Annotated in this window: 11 protein-coding genes and 9 tRNA genes; 9 read left to right on the top strand and 11 right to left on the bottom strand. The window is 67.9% G+C overall.

Annotation, left to right across the window (positions count from 1 at the left end; all coding sequences use genetic code 11):
* Positions 1-106: 106 nt before the first annotated feature.
* The 4 genes from topA (at position 107) to FB559_RS12535 (ending at position 7,835) form a co-directional block, all read left to right on the top strand.
* A complete protein-coding gene (gene topA / locus FB559_RS12550; protein ID WP_141955774.1) occupies positions 107-2,743 on the top strand; it encodes a type I DNA topoisomerase in 2,637 nt (878 codons plus the stop codon).
* Positions 2,744-2,771: 28 nt separating this feature from the next.
* Positions 2,772-4,790 carry a dTMP kinase gene (gene tmk, locus FB559_RS12545; protein WP_141955773.1) on the top strand — a complete coding sequence of 673 codons (2,019 nt, stop codon included), beginning with the start codon at positions 2,772-2,774 and terminating at the stop codon, positions 4,788-4,790.
* Positions 4,791-4,821: 31 nt separating this feature from the next.
* The gene (locus FB559_RS12540) at positions 4,822-5,976 is read left to right on the top strand and encodes a DNA polymerase III subunit delta' (protein WP_141955772.1); all 1,155 of its coding nucleotides are present in this window, start codon (positions 4,822-4,824) and stop codon (positions 5,974-5,976) included.
* Positions 5,977-6,119: 143 nt separating this feature from the next.
* The gene (locus tag FB559_RS12535) at positions 6,120-7,835 is read left to right on the top strand and encodes a S8 family peptidase (RefSeq protein ID WP_141955771.1); all 1,716 of its coding nucleotides are present in this window, start codon (positions 6,120-6,122) and stop codon (positions 7,833-7,835) included.
* A 108-nt stretch (positions 7,836-7,943) separates the two neighbouring features.
* Here FB559_RS12535 and FB559_RS12530 read toward each other — a convergent pair.
* The 9 genes from FB559_RS12530 to FB559_RS12490 all read right to left on the bottom strand — a co-directional run bounded on the left by FB559_RS12530 (position 7,944) and on the right by FB559_RS12490 (position 8,799).
* Positions 7,944-8,020: transfer RNA gene (locus FB559_RS12530), tRNA-Cys, on the bottom strand.
* Positions 8,021-8,031: 11 nt separating this feature from the next.
* Positions 8,032-8,104, bottom strand: a tRNA-Asp gene (locus FB559_RS12525).
* A gap of 13 nt (positions 8,105-8,117) precedes the next feature.
* Positions 8,118-8,195: transfer RNA gene (locus FB559_RS12520), tRNA-Glu, on the bottom strand.
* Between the two features lie 4 nt (positions 8,196-8,199).
* Positions 8,200-8,272, bottom strand: a tRNA-Arg gene (locus FB559_RS12515).
* A gap of 4 nt (positions 8,273-8,276) precedes the next feature.
* A tRNA-Lys gene (locus tag FB559_RS12510) sits at positions 8,277-8,349 on the bottom strand.
* 30 nt (positions 8,350-8,379) lie between these two features.
* Positions 8,380-8,451, bottom strand: a tRNA-Thr gene (locus FB559_RS12505).
* Positions 8,452-8,548: 97 nt separating this feature from the next.
* Positions 8,549-8,623 (bottom strand) — tRNA-Pro (locus FB559_RS12500).
* Between the two features lie 22 nt (positions 8,624-8,645).
* A tRNA-Gly gene (locus tag FB559_RS12495) sits at positions 8,646-8,718 on the bottom strand.
* An 8-nt stretch (positions 8,719-8,726) separates the two neighbouring features.
* A tRNA-Ala gene (locus FB559_RS12490) sits at positions 8,727-8,799 on the bottom strand.
* A gap of 456 nt (positions 8,800-9,255) precedes the next feature.
* On the opposite strand from FB559_RS12490, the gene FB559_RS45465 reads away from it, so the two are divergent.
* The 4 genes from FB559_RS45465 to FB559_RS12475 all read left to right on the top strand — a co-directional run bounded on the left by FB559_RS45465 (position 9,256) and on the right by FB559_RS12475 (position 12,132).
* Positions 9,256-9,741, top strand: coding sequence for a low molecular weight protein-tyrosine-phosphatase (locus tag FB559_RS45465; RefSeq protein ID WP_246121547.1), 486 nt, complete (start codon positions 9,256-9,258; stop codon positions 9,739-9,741).
* A complete protein-coding gene (locus FB559_RS12485; RefSeq protein WP_246121545.1) occupies positions 9,738-10,583 on the top strand; it encodes a fructosamine kinase family protein in 846 nt (281 codons plus the stop codon). The genes FB559_RS45465 and FB559_RS12485 overlap by 4 nt, the downstream gene beginning before the upstream one ends.
* A 321-nt stretch (positions 10,584-10,904) precedes the next feature.
* Positions 10,905-11,690: a GAF domain-containing protein gene (locus FB559_RS12480; protein ID WP_141955769.1), complete on the top strand. Its 786-nt coding sequence runs from the start codon at positions 10,905-10,907 to the stop codon at positions 11,688-11,690.
* Positions 11,691-11,745: 55 nt separating this feature from the next.
* Positions 11,746-12,132: a hypothetical protein gene (locus FB559_RS12475; protein WP_141955768.1), complete on the top strand. Its 387-nt coding sequence runs from the start codon at positions 11,746-11,748 to the stop codon at positions 12,130-12,132.
* Between the two features lie 43 nt (positions 12,133-12,175).
* Here the strand turns inward: FB559_RS12475 and FB559_RS12470 are convergent, their stop codons facing one another.
* Positions 12,176-12,547 carry a DoxX family protein gene (locus FB559_RS12470; RefSeq protein WP_141955767.1) on the bottom strand — a complete coding sequence of 124 codons (372 nt, stop codon included), beginning with the start codon at positions 12,545-12,547 and terminating at the stop codon, positions 12,176-12,178.
* A 70-nt stretch (positions 12,548-12,617) separates the two neighbouring features.
* Positions 12,618-15,371 (bottom strand): lectin, encoded by a 2,754-nt coding sequence (locus FB559_RS12465; RefSeq protein ID WP_141955766.1) that lies wholly within the window; start codon positions 15,369-15,371, stop codon positions 12,618-12,620.
* Between the two features lie 183 nt (positions 15,372-15,554).
* Between FB559_RS12465 and FB559_RS12460 the strand changes: the two genes are divergently transcribed.
* Positions 15,555-16,403: a PSP1 domain-containing protein gene (locus FB559_RS12460; RefSeq protein ID WP_221639992.1), complete on the top strand. Its 849-nt coding sequence runs from the start codon at positions 15,555-15,557 to the stop codon at positions 16,401-16,403.
* Positions 16,404-16,409: the final 6 nt, after the last annotated feature.

The raw sequence follows: 16,409 nt of genomic DNA, 5'->3' as shown, positions 1-16,409 counted from the left end.
ATCCTCTTACGGCAGAACCGGTCTACTGTCTGTCAACGTTGACCGGGTGCAAGACGGCACCCAGAGCGACTCCCATCCGAGTCGAGACTTGCGAGGTTCAGGCATCGTGCCCGACAACAACGGCACAAAGAAGCCAGACGGCATCCGGCTGGTGATCGTCGAGTCACCCGCGAAGGCCAAGACCATCGCGGGCTATCTCGGCAGCGGATACGTCGTGGAGTCCAGTATCGGCCATATCCGCGATCTTCCGGAGAGAGCGGCCGATATCCCGCCCAAGTTCAAGGGTGAGGCCTGGGCCCGACTCGGAGTCAACGTCGATCATGACTTCGAGCCGCTTTATGTCGTCAACGCGGACAAGAAGCAGCAGGTCGCCAAGCTCAAAAAACTGCTGCAGGATGCCGACGAGCTCCTGCTCGCCACTGATGAGGACCGCGAGGGCGAGGCGATCGCCTGGCACCTGCAGGAGGTCCTGAAGCCCAAGGTGCCGGTGCACCGCATGGTGTTCCATGAGATCACCAGGGACGCCATCCGCGCCGCCGCGCAGAGCCCGCGCGAGCTGAACATCAAGCTCGTCGATGCCCAGGAGACCCGCCGCATCCTCGACCGGCTGTACGGCTACGAGATCAGCCCGGTGCTGTGGAAGAAGGTCATGCCGAAGCTCTCGGCGGGCCGTGTGCAGAGTGTCGCCACCCGCCTGGTCGTCGAGCGTGAGCGTGAGCGCATCGCCTTCGTCCCGGCGAGCTACTGGGACCTTTCCGCCACCTTCGACACCGGCAAGACCGAGAAGCCATCCGACTTCGAGGCCACGCTCGTGGCACTCGACGGCAAGCGCGTCGCCCAGGGCCGTGACTTCTCCGCCCAGGGGCAGATCAGGTCGGCCGAGATCCTCCATCTCGACGAGGACGCCGCACGCGGCCTCGCCGACCGCCTGCGCGACCGGCCGTACGCGGTCAAGTCGATCGAGCGCAAGCCCTACAAGCGCAGCCCGTACGCCCCGTTCCGTACGACGACGCTGCAGCAGGAGGCCAGCCGCAAGCTGGGCTACTCCGCCAAGTACACGATGCAGGTCGCGCAGAAGCTGTACGAGAACGGCTTCATCACCTACATGCGTACCGACAGCATCCAGCTGTCCGAGACCGCCATCAACGCGGCCCGCAGCCAGGCGCAGACGCTGTACGGCGCCGACTACATCCCGGACAAGCCGCGCGTCTACAAGAGCAAGGTCAAGAACGCCCAGGAGGCGCACGAGGCGATCCGTCCTTCCGGCGACACGTTCCGTACGCCGGGTGAGACCGGTCTGAAGGGCGACCAGTTCCGGCTGTACGAGCTGATCTGGAAGCGCACCGTCGCCAGCCAGATGAAGGACGCCGCCGGCCAGTCGGTCTCGGTCCGCGTGACGGGTCAGTCGACCGCCGGAGAGACCGCCGAGTTCGGCGCCTCCGGCAAGACCATCACGTTCTACGGCTTCCTCAAGGCCTACGTCGAGGGCTCCGACGACCCGGCGTCCGACCTGGACGACCAGGAGCGCCGGCTGCCCACGCTGGAGGAGGCCGACCCGCTCACCGCGACCGAACTGGCCCCCGAGGGGCACTCGACCCGGCCGCCCGCGCGCTACACCGAGGCGACCCTGGTCAAGGAGCTGGAAGACCGCGAGATCGGCCGCCCGTCGACGTACGCGACCATCCTCGGCACCATCCTCGACCGCGGCTACGTCTTCAAGAAGGGCACCGCGCTGGTGCCCTCGTTCCTGGCGTTCGCCGTGGTCAACCTCCTGGAGAAGCACTTCGGCCACCTGGTCGACTACGACTTCACCGCGCACATGGAGGACATCCTCGACGAGATCGCCCGTGGCGAGGCCGAGCGCGTGCGCTGGCTCCAGGCCTTCTACTTCGGCGTGAACGGTGACGAGGGGCTCAAGGAGCTGGTCTCCGACCTCGGCGACATCGACGCCAAGGAGGTCAGCTCGTTCCCGATCGCCGGCAGCGACATCGTGATCCGGGTGGGGCGCTACGGGCCCTACCTCGACCGCGACGGCGAGCGGGTCAACATCCCCGAGGACATCGCGCCGGACGAGATGACCATCGAGAAGGCCGAGGAGCTGTTCGCGCAGCCGAGCGGCGACCGCGAGCTGGGCCCCGACCCCGAGTCCGGACGTCTCATCGTTGCCAAGACCGGCCGGTTCGGCCCGTACGTCACCGAGATCCTGGACGAGAACGCGCCCAAGTCCGCCAAGCCGCGCACCGGTTCGTTGCTCAAGTCCATGACGCTCGACACCGTCACGCTCGAGGACGCGCTGAAGCTCCTGTCACTGCCGCGCGTGCTCGGCGACATCGACAAGGAGCCCGTCACCGCGCAGAACGGCCGCTTCGGCCCGTACCTCAAGAAGGGCACCGACAGCCGCTCGCTGGAGAGCGAAGAACAGCTGTTCACGGTGACGATCGAGCAGGCCAAGGAGATCTTCGCCCAGCCCAAGCAGCGCGGACGCGGGCGGGCCGCCGCGGCTCCGCCACTGCGCGAGCTGGGCAAGGACCCGGCGTCCGGCGAGAATGTCGTGGTCAAGGAGGGGCGTTTCGGCCCTTATGTGACTGACGGCGAGACCAACGCCAGCCTTCGTAAGGGTGACGAAGTCGAGTCGATCACGATCGAGCGAGCGGCCGAATTGCTCGCCGAGCGTCGCGAAAAGGTCGCCGCAGGTGGCGGTAAGAAGACGACGAGACGGCGACCGGCCAAGTCCCGCTCCTGACAGGTCTCTGTGTCGATACTCTGACACAATGACCAGAACGGGCAGCCCCGCCGGCGTGCTTTCGATCAAGCCGTTCCGGCGGCTGTGGATCGCCCTCTCCCTGTCCAGTTTCGGCGATTGGCTGAGCATTCTCGCGCTCACCGCGCTGGCCGGTTCCCTGACCAAGGGATCGGCGGAGAATTACGCCATCGGCGGCGTGCTCGTCGCCAAGCTGCTGCCGGCCCTGATCTTCGGCCCGCTCGCGGGCGCCGTCGCGGACCGCTTCGACCGTCGCATCACGATGGTCGTCGCGGACATCATGAGGTTCGCGCTCTTCCTGTCGATCCCGCTGGTCGGGCGGCTCGACTGGCTGTACATCGCGACGTTCCTGATCGAGGTCGTGACGCTGTTCTGGATCCCGGCCAAAGAGGCCACCGTCCCGAACCTCGTCCCCAAGGACCAGCTCGAACGTGCCAACCAGATCAGCCTGACCTCGACGTACGGGTCCGCGCCGGTCGCGGCGGCGACGTTCTCAGTGCTGGCGCTGATCTCCAAGGTGCTGTTCTCCCAGCCGCAGCAGCAGGCCAACCTCGCGCTGTACATCAACGCCGTGACGTTCCTCGTCTCCGCCGCGACGATCTTCTCGCTCCGGGAGATCCCGAAGCAGCGCGGCAAGGTCTCGGTGCCCTCGATCCTCAAGCAGATCGTGGCGGGCTGGAAGTTCGTCGGCTCGACGCCCCTCGTACGCGGCCTGACCATCGGCATCCTCGGCGCGTTCGCCGCCGGCGGCGCGGTGATCGGCATCGCCAAGGTCTACGTCAAGCAGCTCGGCGGCGGCGACGCGGCGTACGGCGTGGTGTTCGGGATGGTGTTCGTCGGCATGGCCGCCGGCATGTTCCTCGCGCCGCGCATCCTTCAGGAGTTCAGCCGCCGCCGGCTGTTCGGGCTCGGCATCATCGGCGCGGGCGTCGCGCTGGCGCTCATCGGCATCATCCCCAACCTGGTGATCGTCGCGCTGCTGACCGCGCTGTGCGGCGCGGGAGCGGGCATCGCCTGGGTGATCGGCTACACGCTGATCGGCCTGGAGGTGGAGGACAGCGTACGCGGCCGCACGTGGGCGTTCCTGCAGTCGCTCGTCCGCGTGGTGCTGCTGCTCGTGGTCGCCTCGGTGCCCTTCATCGCGGGTGTGGTCGGCAACCACCGGCTCCACCTTCCCGGCAAGAACATCTACCGCTTCGACGGCCCCAACGCCGTCCTGCTGATCGCCGCGGTGGTCGCAGTGATCGTCGGTCTGGTTGCATATCGGCACATGGACGACCGCCGGGGCATCCCGCTGATCCGCGACTTCGTGGCCGCCCTGCGCGGCGAGCACTACACACTGGAGGAATCCACCCGCGAGCACGGCGTCTTCATCGCCCTGGAGGGCGGCGAGGGCGCGGGCAAGACCACCCAGGCACGGCTGCTGTCGATCTGGCTGCGCGACCAGGGCTTCGACGTGGTGATGACGCGCGAGCCCGGTTCGACGAAGATGGGCATGCGCCTGCGCGCGCTGCTGCTCGACAAGGAGAGCTCCGGGCTGTCCTCGCGCGCCGAGACCCTGCTGTACGCCGCCGACCGCGCCCAGCACGTCGCCGAGGTCATCCAGCCGGCGCTGCGGCGGGGCGCGATCGTGGTCACCGACCGTTATATCGACTCCTCGCTGGCCTACCAGGGCTCCGGGCGCGAGCTGAAGGTGGGCGAGATCGCCGAGGTCAACCGGTGGGCGACCAACGGGCTGGTGCCCGACCTGACGATCATCCTGGACGTGCCCTCCGACATCGGCCTCACGAGGTTCGCCTCGCCGGCCGACCGCATCGAGTCCGAGCCGAGGGAGTTCCACGAGCGCGTACGCCGCGGGTTCCGTGCGCTCGCCGACGCGGAGCCGCACCGCTACCTGGTGATCGACGGCACGCAGTCCCAGCCGGACATCACGCGGAAGATCCACGACCGCGTGCGCGCCATCCTGCCCGACCCGGTCCCGCCGAGCGCCGAGGACGAGACCAGCACGATGCCCGCGATCAGGGACTGATCCGGGTCCACGCTGCAATAGCATCGCTGGTGTGACGGTCTACGACGACTTGGTGGGGCAGGGGCCCGTCATCGAGCAACTGGAGGCCGCGGCGCACGCCGCCGCCGGGGTTCTGACCGGTGACGCGGGCGCGGGCATGACGCACGCGTGGCTGTTCACCGGCCCGCCCGGCTCCGGGCGGTCGGTCGCGGCCCGTGCGTTCGCCGCCGCGTTGCTCTGCCCCGACCAGGGCTGCGGTCACTGCGCCTCCTGTCACCAGGTCCTGTCCGGCACTCACGCCGACATCGAGGTCGTACGGCCCGCCGGGCTGTCGTACAGCGTGCGCGAGACCCGTGAGCTGGTGTTGCGGTCGGCGTCGTCGCCGACCGGCGGCAGGTGGCGGATCGTGCTGTTCGAGGACGCCGACCGTTCCACCGAACAGGCCGCGAACGCTCTGCTCAAGGCGATCGAGGAGCCGCCGTCGCGTACGGTGTGGCTGCTCTGCGCGCCGTCGCCGGACGACCTCGTCGTCACCATCCGCTCCCGTTGCCGCCTCGTGACACTCCGTACGCCGCCCGCGGACGCGGTCGCGGACGTTCTCGTGCGCCGCGACGGCATCGAACCCGAGCTCGCGGTGGCCGCGGCCAGGTCCGCGCAGGGGCACATCGGCCGGGCCAGGCGGCTCGCCACCGACGAGGAGGCGCGGCGCCGCCGTGCCGACGTCCTCGCGGTGCCGTCGCGGCTGACCGGTCTCGGGCCGGCGGTCGAGGCGGCCGGGGCACTCGTCAAGGCGGCGGAGGCCGAGGCCAAGGCGGCCGGCGTCGAACGCGACGCGGATGAGACGACCGCGATGCGGCAGGCGCTGGGAGAGAGCGCGAAGGGCCGGATGCCGCGGGGTACCGCCGGCGCCATCAAGGAGCTCGAGGACCGTCAGAAGTCCCGCGCGACCCGTACGAAGCGCGACGCTCTCGACCGGGCGCTGCTCGACCTCGCGTCGTACTACCGCGACCTGCTCGTGGTGCAGCTCGGCGCGGACGTCGAGCTGGTCAACGTCGAACGCTCGCGTGAGTTGCGATCCTCCGGCGGCACGCCCGAGGCCACGTTGCAGCGGCTCGAGGCGATCATGACCTGCCGCGAGCGGCTCGAGGCCAACGTCAACCCGCAGCTCGCGGTCGAGGCCATGGCGATGGCGCTGCGTACCGGCTGACCTCGCTCTTTCCCCGCGCTGACCATAAGCGGCCACAGCTCACATAAGACGCAGTACTGGACATTCACCGCGCTGGCCGTTCTGATGCCTCCATTGCCAGAATTTTACTGGCGAGTCCTTGGAAACCCTTATGGAGGTGTGCAGTGCGGCGCGCCATCGTCTTCGTCGCCTGCGCCGTCGTCACGGCGGCGCTCGCGGCACCCGCGCAAGCGGGACCGAGCAGTAGCAAGACTCAGGGTCAGACCACTGAGTACGTCGTTCTGTACAAGGACGGAGTGTCGCTGGAGAAGGCGCACTCGGCCGTGAAGGCGGCCGGCGGCACCATCGTCAAGGAGAACGCCGCGGTGGGCGTGGCGACCGTACGCTCCTCCAGCACCGCGTTCGCCGTCGACGCGCGCAAGCAGTCGGCGGTCGACGGCGTCGCGCGGAACCGCGCGGTCGGCGAGGCGCCGAAGCTCGCCCGTGCCGCGGTGAACAAGAGCCAGGCGGTCGAGAAGGAAGGCCGCCACGGGAGCCGGGGATCCACCTCCTCCCACAAGCCGTCGGCGGAGCCGCTGGCGAACCTCCAGTGGGACATGAAGCAGATCCACGCGACGGCCGGCGGCTCGTACAAGAAGGAGCCGGGAGACCACCGCGTGCTCGTCGGCGTCATCGACACCGGCATCGACGGCACGCACCCCGACATCGCGCCGAACTTCAACCGCGCGCTGAGCCGGAACTTCACCACGGACATCCCGGTTGACGCGAACGGCACCGAGGTCGACGGGCCCTGCGAGCACCCCTCGTGCGTCGACCCGGTCGACGAGGACGACAACGAGCACGGCACGCACGTCGCCTCCACGATCGGCGCTCCGCTGAACGGGCTCGGCATCGCGGGCGTGGCACCGGACGTGTCGCTCGTGAACGTACGAGCCGGCCAGGACTCGGGCTACTTCTTCCTGCAGCCGGTCGTCGACGCGCTGACCTACTCGGGCGACCACGGCATCGACGTGGTCAACATGTCCTTCTACACCGACCCGTGGCTGTTCAACTGCACGAACAACCCGGCCGACTCCCCGGAGAACCAGGCCGAGCAGCGTACGGTCATCCAGGCCTCGGAACGGGCCCTGGCGTACGCGCACCGGCACGGCGTCACCCTCGTCTCCGCGGCGGGCAACGGCGCCACCGACTACACCAAGACGATCACGGACGCGTCGAGCCCGGACTACCCGTCCGTGCCCGGCGAGGCGCCGTACTCGCGGACGATCCCGCCGTCCTGCGTCTCCGAGCCGAGCGAGGGCCAGAACGTCATCGCCGTCTCGGCGCTGGGCATCAGCACCCGCAAGTCCTACTACTCCGACTACGGCAACGGCTACGTCGCGGTGTCCGCACCGGGCGGCGACTCGTACGACACCGCCGACAACAAGGCCGACGTGACCCACGCCATCCTGGCGGCGTACCCGAAGTCTCTGGCCGTCGCGCGCGGTGAGCTGAACCCGGACGGGACGCCGAACGTCCCGTACGTGGTCCGCTCGTGCAAGGGCTCGACCTGCGGCTACTACCAGTACCTGCAGGGCACGTCGATGGCCTCACCACACGCGACGGGCGTGGTGGCACTGATCGTGAGCCGGTACGGCTCGCGCGACCGCGTCCACGGCGGCCTGACACTGTCCCCGGCCCGCGCCCAGTCGATCCTGGAGGGTACCGCCACGGAACACGCCTGCCCGACACCGCGCGCGTTCACGTACACGCGCCAGGTCCTGCAGTCCGACGGCACCTACCTGACGGTGACCACCACTCACACCTGTGAGGGCTCGAAGAGCAGCAACGGCTTCTACGGCCACGGCATCATCGACGCCCTGGGCGCCGTGTCGCACTGATCGCGTTTCTCCGCGAGGGCACCCCGGGCCGCGGCCCGGGGTGCCTTCTCATATGCGTACTTCTGCCGTGGGTAGGGTCAGCACGGCTGCTCTGTCCGCTGAGCTACGTGGAGACGCGGCCGGGAGTCGAACCCGGACATCGGTCGGCTTTGCAGGCCGCCGCCCGCACCGGCGAGAACCGCGCCCTGGTGATATGCGGTCGTGGCGGGACTCGAACCCGCGGTCTCCTGTTCGACGGACAGGCGAGCACTCCACTGCTCCGCACGACCTCGATCGGGGCTATGGCAGCGCAGACGGGATTCGAACCCGCATGCACCGGAGTGAAAGTCCGGCGGCTGTATCCATTTTGCCTACTGCGCCAAGGCGCGCCGCCCGGGACTCGAACCCGGACCCTGCCGCTTAGAAGGCGGCTGCTCATCCTGTTGAGCTTGCGACGCCCAGTGCCGCCCAGAGGACTCGAACCCCTTCAGTCCGGCTTAAAAGGCCGGTGCCCGTCCCGTCGGGCGCGAGCGGCAAGTACTTACCGGGCCCCCGCTGGGCCCCGAGCCTCCGGCCGGAATCGAACCGGCGCCGTCGCTTTACAAGAGCGTCGCTCTGCCTGCTGAGCTACGGAGGCATCGTGCGCCGTCAGAGTCTCGATCTCTGTTCCCCGGGGTAAGAGCCCGGTGCATCACCTGTCATGCTCACGGCGCTGGAATGGGCTCTCGCCCACGTCGGGATGGCTGGATTCGAACCAACGTCCTCCCGGTTCCGAACCGGGCGCGCACTCCAAACTGCGCCACATCCCGTGCGGCCGACGTGGTCGGCCAGAGCCGTACCCGGGATTCGAACCCGGTTCCCCTGCTTGGAAGGCAGGTGCCTCAACCGTTTTGGCCTGTACGGCGTGATGAGTGGACCAACCGGGATTCGAACCCAGGAACTCCTCGGTGCGAGCGAGGCGTGATTCCGTTGTCACCATCGGCCCGTGCGCTCGTCGCGGGCCTGCCCGCCTACGGCGGCCCCACGAGCCCTGACCAGAGGTCAGCCATCCCCAGGACCCGAACCTGGGGGCGAACGGCGGACTGAGCCGCCTTTCTTTGGTGTGTTCCGCTGTTGATTTGTCAACGTACAAGCCCGGTGAGAAGGCATAAGAAAAGACCGCTGGGGATGTCTCCACCGGCGGCCTCTGAAATCAGGACTGATCGTCCCTACCCAGAGGCACCAACAGGCTCATCGCACTCTTTGGCCAGGCCACACGGCTTGGCGGTGGTTGCGTACGTCACTGCGAGAGTCCTTCCTTGTCGCCTTCTGATATCCAGCATAAGAAGTCGCTCCGGGGAATCAAACCGATTTAACCGCGAGGAAGCCTTCATAGGTTCTGACGCAGAGTGGACAGGTCGCGGTTCCATCGGAGAAGTGACGTCCGAGTAGGCTGATCGGCATGCCGTACCGCGTCACCTTCGTCTGCACGGGCAACATCTGCCGCTCGCCGATGGCCGAGCACATCTTCCGCCGCCACGTCGAGGACGAGGGACTCGACGTCGAGGTGGACAGCTCCGGCACCGGGCACTGGCACGTCGGCGACCCGGCCGACGAGCGTACGGTGGCGACCCTGCGCAAGGCGGGGTACCGCTCCGCGCACCGGGCGCGCCAGTTCGAGGCCGGCTGGTTCGGCCACTACGACCTGATCATCGCCCTGGACCGGAGCCACCAGACCGACCTGGAGGCGATGGCGCCCGACGAGGCGGCACGTCGCAAGGTCAGGTTGCTGAGGGAGTTCGACCCGGACGCCCGCGACCCCGACGTGGCCGACCCGTACTACGGCCGCGCCTCCGCCTTCGAGGAGGTACGCGAGCAGGTCGAGGCCGCCGTCCCTGGTCTGATCGAGTACGTACGCCGCGGAGCCAAGGAGCCCTCGGGCAGGTGAGGAGCCTGCTCGGCAGCACGGTCACCGAGGAGAGCGACCTCGGTGCCGGCCACGAATGGAGCCTGCGCCGCGTGACGCTCGCCGACGGACGCCGGGTGTTCGTAAAAGAGGCCGGTCGAGTGCTGGAGGGCCTGTTCGCCGCCGAGGCCAACGGACTGCGCTGGCTGGCCGAGGGCTGGCGCGCCTCCGCCCGTACCGAGCCACCGCCGGTGCCCGGCGTGCTCGCCGCCGACGACACGACCCTCGTCCTCCCCTGGATCGAGAGCGGATCACCGACGCCGCAGGCCGCCGAACGCCTCGGCCGCGACCTGGCCACGCTGCACGGGAGCGGCGCGGACTCCTACGGCGCCCCATGGCCGGGATACATCGCCGAACTCCCGCTCGACAACACCGGCGGCGACGACTGGCCGGACTGGTACGCCCGCCGCCGCGTCCTGCCGTACGTGCGCATCGCGGTGGACCGTGGCGCGATGTCCGGGCGCGACGCCCAGGAGATCGAAAGCGCCGCCGGCCACATCGCCGACACCGCAGGCCCGCAGGAGCCGCCCGCCAGGATCCACGGCGACCTGTGGTCCGGCAACGTTCTTTGGGGCCACGACCACGCCTGGCTGATCGACCCGGCCGCGCACGGCGGCCACAGAGAGACCGACCTGGCCATGCTCGCCCTGTTCGGCGCCCCGCACCTCGACCGGATCCTCGCCGCCTACGACGAGGCGTACCCGCTAGCGGACGGCTGGCGGGCCAGGGTGCCGCTGCACCAGCTGCACCCGCTCCTCGTCCACCTGGCGCTGTTCGGCGCCACCTACCGTGACCAGGTGCTCGCCGCGGCGCGGCGTCTCTGATCCGCGAGCGATGAACAGTCTTTTCCGGCGCGGTGCGAGCGGCGCTTCCCGTCTTGCCGTGAGTACACGGAGATCAAAAGCACGGGACCGGTCGTCGCTCCGCCACCGGCATTTCTGTCGATTCCCGAGTGGCATTTGACACGTAAATGCATCCGAGCTCAGGCGTTTCCTGGTTTTGGCCCTCACCTATCAACATTACATTAGAGCCAATATGGCGTGGTGTAACATTCTGATGCTCTTGTCGTATACGTCGGCAGGGGGTGATTTGGAACTGTGTCGCCGTATTCTCGGTCTAACTTGGGGCGAACGGGGGAGGCGAGTTTGAGCGACCCGCGAAAGATCTCAAGAGAGCTGCCGAGACTGGCTCTGTACACTGTTTTGTGGATCATGACGGTGGCCGGCACCCTCGGCGGCGTGGTCTTCGGGGCGCTGGGGGGCTCTCCCGGCAAGCATCAGGTCCAGAACCTTTTGATAGCGGCAGCGTGTGCGATCGCGCCCATCGCCGCCTCTGCGATCAATCAGCTGCGCGCCACGAAAGTGAGACGTGCACACCTGAATGATCAGAAGCGCGCCATCGTCGCCTTCCGCTCTTCGCTGAACACCGCGCATCATTATCTGGGCAGACTGGCAAGTGCCACCTCGGATGTGACGAAAATCCAACTGGGTGGCCACTTCATCCAGGCCGTCCTGAGCGCCGCCAGCCTGCTCCCCTCGGCTCCCGACACGCGGAGCCTGTTCTTCCGGGTGACCGACGCCAAGATGGAGTGCGACGGCTTCTCCGCCAAGGACGCACGCTCGGAGGCATCGACGACGATCTTCGCGGACGACCCAAGCGATCCGGGTGGCCGGAACATGTTCAAGATGATGAGGGAGGGACAGTCCCTCATCTACCCGGACCTGACAAAGGATGCACCCGAGGGGATGAGGCCAAATCGTTCGTACCGTACTTTTATCGCAGTTGCGGTCACCGCCGGGGACCTGCGTTTTGGTGCGCTCCTGGTCGATTCGCCGGAGGCCGATTCGTTCAGCGAACTCGATATGGCAATCATGAAGACGCTCGGCAATCTCTTGGGTGCCGGACTGGCTCTTATTCCAAAAAAGGCTTGAGAAGTGTTCGGTGGGGGAAGAAACTGTAATGAGTGTGTGGTTTGAGGAGGGGCTCATGAAACCACGAATCGAAACGATCGTTGATCAGGACTCCGTGCACTGGATCGAAAGTGAGGGCGCCGCCATGGACGCGCCTTATCTGCGATCCGCTTACGTGCAGGCATTGGATGAAGTCCGCACCTATCAGGCAAGTCGTGAGATCGCCCGGCTTCGCCGGCGGACCAGGCCGCTTACGCTCATCGGGTCGATCACTGCCGGTGGAGTCTTAGGTGCGGCCGCCACTGTTGTCACAAAAGGGCCGATCGTTATCGGCGTACTCATCAGCCTCATGCTCGTTGTGGCCGGAGCGGCTTTCGCGATAACGCTCGCCTCGGTCGAGCAGCCGGCCGGGTCCACACACGGCTGGAGCGGCCCGCACGCGAAGAAATCGCGCAACACCTGACCGATCCGGTCTTAACGCGATCAACCGCCGCGCACCGCGATCCTCAACGGCGCCCCGCATCGCGCGCGACGGCCAGGGCCCAGGCGACCAGAGGTGCCTGCAGGGGGAGGCGGCCGTACGCCGCGGCGCGGTGCGGCAGCGGCCGGTGGCGCCAGTCATAGGCCATTTTCACGTTGGCCGGGAAGACGCCGACGAACAGGCCCGCGGTGGCGAGCGCACCGGCCCGCCGCGTACGGGGAGTGGCCACCGCGACGGCGCACCCGAGCTCGGCGAGACCGCTCACGTACGTCCAGGTACGCGGCTTGCCCGGCAGCCGGGAGGGGACGATCGCGTCGTACGGGCGGGGGCGGAGGAAGTGGGTCATGCCGGCTCCGGCGAGAAACGCGGCGAGCCCGAGGGGTGAAAGGGACTTCATGGGCGCCCACCGTACTGAAGGGGACCGCCCAGGACGCCGCTGCGGCCCTGGACGGTCCCCCTCGGAGGAGTCAGCTCGGCAGCGTCCACTGCTGAGCGGTACTCGCGTTGCAGGTGTAGATCTGCAACTGGGTGCCATCCGTCGTCGTACTGTTCGGGTCGTCCAGGCACTTGCCCGACCCGGGGTTGGTCAGTGACTTGGCCGTGGCGTTGTAGGTCCATTGCTGGGCGCCGGAGCTGTTGCAGTCGTACAACTGGACCTTGGTGCCGTTCGCCGTGCCGCTGTTGCTGACGTCCAGGCACTTCCCGAACGCGGTCAGCGTCCCGTTCCCCGGCACCGTCCACTGCTGGGCGTTGGAGGAGTTACAGGTGTAGATCTGCACCGCGGTGCCGTTGGCCGTACCGCTGTTCTTCACGTCGACGCACTTCCCGGCGATGCCCGAGGTGATCGGACCGGTGTGCCCACCGGATCCGCCGGACCCCGCGTAGGACGGGGGCGCGGAGGACGCCGCGGTCGCCCAGGACGTGTTGGCGGCGGTGCCCAGCGTGGTGTTGAGCGTGCCGCCGCTCGACACCGCGGACGCCGGCAGGTACGCGTTGTTCCAGTTTCCGCCGTTCCACGTCGCACTCTGCACGTACGGCGCGTTGGTGGCGGCCTGGGGTGCGTTGATCGTCAGCTTGTTCCCGGTGCTGAGCGTGATCACGACCTGCGTGAACATCGAGCTGCCCAGTGCCAGGTCGGCCGTGCCGGGCGTCTCGGGGAAGATTCCCATCGCCGACCAGACGTACCAGGCGCTCATCGTGCCGAGGTCGTCGTTGCCGACGCCCCAGCCGGTCGGGGAGTCCGGCCACAGCTGGTTCTGCACGTTGCGGATGACCGACTGGGTCTTCCACGGCTGGCCGACGTAGTCGTACTCCCAGGGCAGTTCGACGCTCGGCTCGTTGCCGAGGTCGGCGTGGTCACCGCCGCTGCCGTTGAAGGCGCCGAGCACGTGGTCGAGGTAGGAGATCAGCCCGGCGTTGCCGCCCTTGGCGTCGGCGAGACCGCGCACGTTGAACGGCACCATGCCGGTGTACTGCCAGGATGTTCCCTCGACCATGTTGTCGCCGCTGGTCGGGCTGAAGCCGCCCGCCCACCCGCCGCTGGCCGTACGTGGCTGTACGAAGCCGCTGGAGGTGTTGAGGACGTTCTTCCAGTCCTGGGCGCGGTTGACGAACTTCGTCTGGTTCGCGGTGTCCCCGAGTGCCCCGGCGAAGGCCCCGAGTGCGAAGTCGGCGGTGTTGTACTCCAGAGTGGTCGAGACCGACCCGTAGTAGTTGCAGCAGCCGTACGACCCGTCGCTCGGCAGGTAACCGATGCTGTCAAGGTAGTTCAGGCCGGGGCGGTCGTTGTTGGCTACGGTCGCCCCGTGGATCATCGCGTTCTTGGCCGCGGTGGTGTCGAAGCCCTTACCGCCGAAGGCGTAGATGTCGGCGATGATCGAGTCGGCCGGGTCGCCGACCATGACGTAGGACTCGCCGTTGGCCTGGGCCCACTTGGGCAGCCGGGTGCTCTGCGCGTAGTCGTTGACCGCCGACTGCGCCACGTCACTCGCCTGCGATGGCGCGATCATGCCGATGAGCTGCGCCTGACTGCGATAGATGTCCCAGCCCGAGTAGTTCGCGTACTGGGCGTGGCCCGAGGCGACCGAGTGGACGGCGTTGTCGAAGCCCATGTACTGGCCGTTGGCGTCGCTGAACACGTTCGGGTGCAGCAGCGCGTGGTAGAGCGCGGTGTAGAAGACGTGCTGCTGCGCGGTCGTGCCGCCCGACGTCTGGATCTTGCCGAGCGCGTCGTTCCAGGCGTTGTAAGCGGCGGTGCGCTTGCCGTCGAAGTCGAAGTTCGCCACCTCCGCGTCACGGTTGGCCTTCGCGTTCGCGTCCGAGGTGAACGAGATGCCGATCCGGGCGTTCACGACGTGGTTCGTCGTGGTGTTGAACGTCAGGTAGCCGCCGTTCGGGTCCGCGAGCGGTGCCGCCTGGGCCTGTTGCGTACCGTGCAGCTTCGGCTTGCCGACCTGCTCGGCGGCGTTCTTGGCGGCCGCCTTGCGGGTCGTCTGCTGCGCGGACTTCGCCGAGATCGTCCTGGCGCCGGCCTTGACGCCCGAGGCGAGCCACGTGCCGGTGGTGAACGGCTGGTCGAAGGCGACCGAGAAGTGCAGCGTGTAGGTGTTGCCGGCGCCGCAGAAGTGGCCGCTCGTCACCGAGCCGACGACCTCGGTGTTGCTGACCGCCTGCCAGGAGTCGGCGTAGTCGCCGTTCTGGCTGCCGGTCAGCTTGAACAGCAGGTTCGCCTGCGTCGTGGCCGGGAAGGTGAAGCGCCCGATCCCGCCGCGCGTGGTGGTGGTCAGCTCGGTCTTGACGGCGTTCCCCAGCGTCACGCCGTAGTAGCCGGGGGAGGCGGATTCGTTCGCGTGCGTGTACGACGAGCTCGCCGTGCTCGGACTGCTGATCGCGCCGGTGGTCGGCATGATCGGCACGTCACCGTACGCGCCGCAGCCGGGGCCGGCCATGTGAGTGAGGCTGAATCCGGTGATCGTGGGGCTGGTGTAGGTGTAGCCGCCTCCCTGTGCGCGTGAGGCGGTGTCAGGGCTCCACTGGGTCATGCCGAACGGCACGTCGGCGCCGGGGAAGTCGTTCGCCCCGTTCGTCGTGCCGAGCAGCGGGTTGACCAGGGAGGCGGGGTCGGAGACGGCGGCGTACGCCGCTCCTTGGACGGGGACGATCAGTGCGGCGAGCAGCGTGCCGGCGGACACGAGCAGGCCGAGGGGGCGGGGCAAGGCCATGCGGATGCGCCCTTTCGCGGAGGGGAGACAGGGCTCATGACAACGTTGTCAGATCACTCGTACGCCGCCGCGGTGGCACAGTCAAGGAATCTGTCACCACCTGGCCACCCGATGATCTTGCCCGTTTGATGCTGGTTCGCGGGCGCGTAGGCTGACCATTGAGTCGACCGGACGGAGCGAGGCATGGGCATGATGATGGCCGTCAGCTTCACGCGGTACGGACGGCTCTACTACCTCGATCCGGGGCCGCACACCCCCAAGGTCGGCGACAAGGTGCTCGTGCCCACCGACTCCGGCCCCGAGGTGGCCGAATGCATCTGGGCGCCGCAGTACATCTCCGAGGACGTCGAGGGCCTGCCCCTGTGCGCGGGCATCGCCGACGAGGAGCACCTGGCCCGCGACGAGGCCAACCGGCGCCGGCGGGCCGAGTCCCGCTCGATCGCCAAGAAGCTGATCCGCAAGCACGAACTGCCGATGAAGGTCATCGGGGTCGACTATCTCGACGCCGACAACGTCTTCCGCGTCTACTTCTCCGCGCCGCACCGCGTCGACTTCCGCGCCCTGGTCCGCGACCTGGCACGTTCCATGAAGGCCCGGGTCGAGCTGCGGCAGGTCGGACCGCGCGACGAGGCACGGCTCCAGGGCGGCATCGGCCCCTGCGGGCGTGACCTGTGCTGCGCGACGTTCCTGAAGGACTTCGAGCCGGTGTCCGTACGGATGGCCAAGGAGCAGGACCTGCCGGTCAACCCGCTGCGCATCGCGGGTGCCTGCGGCCGGCTCATGTGCTGCCTGAAGTACGAACACCCGCTGTACGTCGAGGCGCACGACCGCATGCCCAAGCTCGGCGAGCGCGTCGGCACACCGTCCGGCAACGGGCAGGTCGTCGGCCGCAATGTCCCCTCCGACACCGTGAACGTCCGCCTGGACGGCGGCCGCAAATGCGCCTGCCCGGTCGCCTCGGTCTGCTCACCACGCCAGCAGCACGAGGAGCGCTACGACGACAATCAGGATGACTCGCCGAACGCTGGGTAACGGTGT

The organism is Actinoallomurus bryophytorum, from assembly GCF_006716425.1.
In the GTDB taxonomy this organism is placed as follows: Bacteria; Actinomycetota; Actinomycetes; order Streptosporangiales; family Streptosporangiaceae; genus Actinoallomurus; species Actinoallomurus bryophytorum.
This window is presented reverse-complemented; position numbering and strand designations above follow the sequence as displayed.

Coding starts and splice junctions, on each gene's coding strand:
- tmk (WP_141955773.1), top strand. CDS start 2,772: ATGACCAGAACGGGCAGCCCCGCCGGCGTGCTTTCGATCAAGCCGTTC.
- FB559_RS45465 (WP_246121547.1), top strand. CDS start 9,256: ATGCCGTACCGCGTCACCTTCGTCTGCACGGGCAACATCTGCCGCTCG.
- FB559_RS12475 (WP_141955768.1), top strand. CDS start 11,746: ATGAAACCACGAATCGAAACGATCGTTGATCAGGACTCCGTGCACTGG.
- FB559_RS12470 (WP_141955767.1), bottom strand. CDS start 12,547: ATGAAGTCCCTTTCACCCCTCGGGCTCGCCGCGTTTCTCGCCGGAGCC.
- FB559_RS12465 (WP_141955766.1), bottom strand. CDS start 15,371: ATGGCCTTGCCCCGCCCCCTCGGCCTGCTCGTGTCCGCCGGCACGCTG.
- FB559_RS12460 (WP_221639992.1), top strand. CDS start 15,555: ATGGGCATGATGATGGCCGTCAGCTTCACGCGGTACGGACGGCTCTAC.